Annotated in this window: 5 protein-coding genes; 4 read left to right on the top strand and 1 reads right to left on the bottom strand. The window is 38.0% G+C overall.

Features of this window, described 5'->3' with window-relative positions; all coding sequences use genetic code 11:
* Both SE27_RS14465 and SE27_RS08050 read left to right on the top strand, forming a co-directional pair.
* Positions 1-186: branched-chain amino acid transport system II carrier protein (locus SE27_RS14465; protein ID WP_039622422.1), on the top strand; the 186-nt coding region annotated here is incomplete at its 5' end.
* A gap of 490 nt (positions 187-676) precedes the next feature.
* The gene (locus tag SE27_RS08050) at positions 677-919 is read left to right on the top strand and encodes a hypothetical protein (RefSeq protein WP_039622424.1); all 243 of its coding nucleotides are present in this window, start codon (positions 677-679) and stop codon (positions 917-919) included.
* Positions 920-974: 55 nt separating this feature from the next.
* Here the strand turns inward: SE27_RS08050 and SE27_RS08055 are convergent, their stop codons facing one another.
* Positions 975-1,445 carry a hypothetical protein gene (locus SE27_RS08055; protein ID WP_039622426.1) on the bottom strand — a complete coding sequence of 157 codons (471 nt, stop codon included), beginning with the start codon at positions 1,443-1,445 and terminating at the stop codon, positions 975-977.
* A 116-nt stretch (positions 1,446-1,561) separates the two neighbouring features.
* Between SE27_RS08055 and SE27_RS08060 the strand changes: the two genes are divergently transcribed.
* Together SE27_RS08060 and SE27_RS08065 are read left to right on the top strand one after the other, a co-directional pair.
* Entirely contained in the window at positions 1,562-2,422 is an 861-nt protein-coding gene (locus SE27_RS08060; RefSeq protein ID WP_039622428.1) for an alpha/beta hydrolase family protein, read from the top strand.
* A gap of 199 nt (positions 2,423-2,621) precedes the next feature.
* Positions 2,622-3,971 carry an amino acid permease gene (locus SE27_RS08065; protein ID WP_039622430.1) on the top strand — a complete coding sequence of 450 codons (1,350 nt, stop codon included), beginning with the start codon at positions 2,622-2,624 and terminating at the stop codon, positions 3,969-3,971.
* Positions 3,972-4,093 lie beyond the last annotated feature (122 nt).

Genomic DNA, 4,093 nt, shown 5'->3' on the forward strand with positions numbered 1-4,093 from the left:
GTTGCACCTGTGACCGCCGTTGCCTTTTTATTTGGTGTAATGGATGGCATGAAAGTTGCCGGCTTTGATCATTATCTCCCCGCAGCGATTGAATACTTACCTTTAAATGCACAAAATCTAGCATGGCTGATCCCATCCTCGATTGTATTAATCATTGCAATAATCATCGATAAAGTTAGAAAGTAATCCAAAACGGATGTCGTTAAAATCACGTTTTATCCAAACCTGATTTTAAGCGTAATCAATAAAACTAACGTTTTACCCAAACCACGTTTTATTGCTTACATCGTTTGCTGAGCAAATTTCTTTGTCGATAAACACTCAAATTAAACTCATAGTTGTTATTTTTATCGCCATTTATTTCATGGAGATTATGCATAAACAGCCAATAGTGGGCTAATTTTAGCCATTTTACCATTCAGCTTTTGTACTCCTCTAGCCATACAGCCCTCACAACACAAAGTGTGATATAATTCACATTCACCACTATGTATTATAGAAATACCTTATATTTAGTTTTTAAATAGAATTATTATATAATTTTGTGCCTTAACATTGTTTTATTGCAAAATAATGACATTGGCTATTGAAATATCTCTAAATACACAGTACAACAATATAAACCAATCAGACTAAAACAATTAGGTTTAGGTCAAAACTCATAGGAGGGGTGACGATGTTATCATTACATTCCAATAAGGAAACCTTCATTGGCGCTTTAAAAGCAAATAAGAATATGGTTACTTACTTGAGTACCACTGTTGCTTTACTGGTCATATTAATTATGCATGGTTTAATTCAAGGTAATTTAAAACCTGAATACTTTATGTATGCTTTTATTGTTTCAATTGCCTTTTATATTTGGGCCGTAGTTGATCAAAAATACCGTCAGCAAAAACACAGCAACTCAACAGAATAAAAGATGGGTGATCCCTCACCCATCTTCAAAAAAAGTCAAAATTCAATAAGAATAACTAAAAATTAAAGATATCCAAACCTATCATCGCCCCCAATAATAAGCCTGCTGTGGCCACTATTTCGCCAATGACCAAAAAAATCATCGCACTACTCAGCATCCATTTTGGCAAGTGCCAACGTCCCATTTGATGCGGTTGTCTAAATTGATTGGTGGTGTCTTTTAACCAACCATGTAGCACATAACTTAAAATTGAAAAGCTAAAAAAGAATAAATTAATCAGCACAAAAGTTAGATTAGCCCCTTCACTCCAAACTGAAAAATACGTCAAAACGGCTAAAATCAGACTGGCTGGTGCGTATAGCAAACTACTTCTATGTGCAATATCGACATAATAATGGGCACGCGCTTGCTCAGAGTGATGAATCTGATAATATTTCCATACCCCAGTCAACATACCCACCCAAAGAAAAATACCACTAAAAAGAATTGCCAGTGAAACCGATTGTTGTAAATATTCAATTTTCATTGATTTATGTCCTTATTTTTAGAACACTATTTGACTTTAAAGTCATTTTTTATGCAAGCTTCTTTTGTGAACTGTTCTACAGTAGTCCCAGATAAAATTTAATTGACGTTATAACTATGAGTGTGTTTGAAACTTTAGAAATCAGCTGTAGAGATGGATATGCTTTGAGTGGACGTTTCTATGCCACGGCATTATCCAAGCAAAAAAAATATCCAGTTTTAATTTGTCCAGCCACGGGCATCACCCAACACTTTTATCAAGACTTTGCCCAGTGGCTAACTACGCAAGGCTATGATGTTTTAAGCTTTGATTTTCGTGGGATTGGCCGCTCTCTGCACGGCCCCTTAAAAGACTCGCAAGCCAGTATTGTCAATTGGGGACAACTGGATATTCCAGCGGCCATTGATGCTTTATTATGTAAAAGCCAAGCAGATCAGGTACTTTTACTGGGTCATAGCGCAGGTGGACAGCTTTTAGGCATTACCCCAAATCATCAGAAAGTAGCAAAACTGATCGCTGTTTCAGGTTCTACCGGACATATAAAAGGCCTAACCGGAAAAACTAAAATTTTAGCACCAATTATGTTTAAGCTTATTTTCCCTTTAGCGCGTATTACTGCCGGTTATGGCCCAACTCAAGCCATTGGTATGGGCGAAAACCTGCCCAAAGATGTGGCCAAACAATGGGCACAATTTTGCAGTCAGCCAGGTTATGCCATCAACGCTATTGGTAAAACTGTATTTGAAGACTATCACGCAAAAGTGAACTGCCCAATTAGCGTGCTGTGGTCATCTGATGACGAAATTGCCACTCGACGCAATGTGAAAGATTTACTGCGCTTATATCCCAATGCAAAGACTGAAATGATTGAGCTGAAACCGCAAAGCTATCAGCATAAAGCGATTGGTCATATGTTGATGTTTAAAAAATCGCATCAAAATCTATGGCCGACGATTGAACAACAATTCCATCTTTAATACATACTTATCACAATAAAAAAGCCACCAGCTATTGGGCATGGTGGCTTTTTTATTGCTATCAAATCTATTTTTTATAGATAAAAGATAATTAAGTTATAAATTAAATTTTATTAATCGGTAAATATTTACTATATTAGTGGCATATTTTCAGCCCTGCTGTTTCTACTCCCGCTCATATCACATAAATGGATCATTTATGTCTTCGCACAAACAAAGCCAACTCAAAGCTGGTTTGAGTAATCGTCATATTCAATTGATTGCCTTGGGTGGCTCCATTGGTACAGGTCTATTCCTTGGAATCTCTCAAACCATTCAACTGGCAGGACCTGCAGTCATTTTAGGCTATGCTTTTGCCGGTCTCATTGCATTTTTTATGATGCGACAACTCGGTGAGATGGTGGTTGAAGAACCGGTCAGTGGCTCGTTCAGTTATTTTGCCTATAAATATTGGAGCCCCTTTGCTGGCTTTATGTCAGGTTGGAATTATTGGGTACTGAATATTTTGGTCTGTATGGCAGAACTAAGCGCGATTGGTTTATATGTGCAATATTGGTGGCCCGAAATTCCGACTTGGCTGTCTGCACTGGGCTTCTTTATTTTGATTAATATCATTAATTTAATGCATGTTAAAGTTTTTGGCGAAATGGAATCTTTATTCTCGATCATCAAAATTTTAGCTATTATTGGCATGATTGGCTTTGGTGCTTATTTACTGGCCAGCGGTCATGCTGGTGAAACAGCTTCTGTATCAAACCTTTGGGCGTTGGGTGGTTTTTTCCCGCATGGCTTTTCTGGTTTAGTCATGGCGATGGCAATTATCATGTTCTCCTTTGGCGGCATCGAATTGGTCGGCATTACCGCAGCCGAAGCCAAAGATCCCACCAAAACCATTCCTAAAGCCGTCAATCAAATCGTCTATCGGGTATTGTTGTTCTATATCTGCACAATTTTTATTTTGCTGTCGCTGTATCCTTGGAATCAAATTGCCGAAGGTGGCAGTCCCTTTGTATTAATTTTCGATTCTTTGGGCAGTCAAGGTGTTGCCACAATTTTAAATTTCGTGGTTCTGACCGCAGCAATTTCTGTCTATAACAGCACCAGTTACGGCACCAGTCGCATGTTGCTGGGTTTATCCGAACAAGGCAATGCACCGAAGTTTTTAAGCAAAATTAATCGGCGCGGGATTCCCTACACGGCTATTTTAACCTCGGCGGCCGTCACGCTGATGTGTGTAATTTTAAACTATCTGTTCCCCGAAAAAGCCTTTAAGCTACTCATGAGTTTGGTGGTTTCAGCGATTGTGATTAATTGGATGGTTTTATCATTAACGCATCTTAAATTTAAAAAACACATGCTGAGCCTGCATAAACTCAGTATTTTCCCGAGTATTGCATATCCACTTACTAATTATATTTGTGTGATTTTCATGCTCTGTATTTTGGCCATAATGTGGCTAACACCAGATATGAAAATTGCGGTGCTGCTGATTCCAGTGTGGATTACCTGTTTAAGTTTAGCGTATAGATTAAAAACAAAGAAAAACTGAATCACTGTGTTCTAATTTTTAGTATAAATAAGGGAACAGATCGCATCTTTAATGGCACCCTTCCGTTAAAGATGCGATCCGTAGAATCAAAGCCACTCTCCCAAATGGCTTTGATTGAATAG

It is taken from the genome of Acinetobacter harbinensis, from assembly GCF_000816495.1.
GTDB classification, from domain to species: Bacteria; Pseudomonadota; Gammaproteobacteria; order Pseudomonadales; family Moraxellaceae; genus Acinetobacter; species Acinetobacter harbinensis.

Coding starts and splice junctions, on each gene's coding strand:
- SE27_RS08050 (WP_039622424.1), top strand. CDS start 677: ATGTTATCATTACATTCCAATAAGGAAACCTTCATTGGCGCTTTAAAA.
- SE27_RS08055 (WP_039622426.1), bottom strand. CDS start 1,445: ATGAAAATTGAATATTTACAACAATCGGTTTCACTGGCAATTCTTTTT.
- SE27_RS08060 (WP_039622428.1), top strand. CDS start 1,562: ATGAGTGTGTTTGAAACTTTAGAAATCAGCTGTAGAGATGGATATGCT.
- SE27_RS08065 (WP_039622430.1), top strand. CDS start 2,622: ATGTCTTCGCACAAACAAAGCCAACTCAAAGCTGGTTTGAGTAATCGT.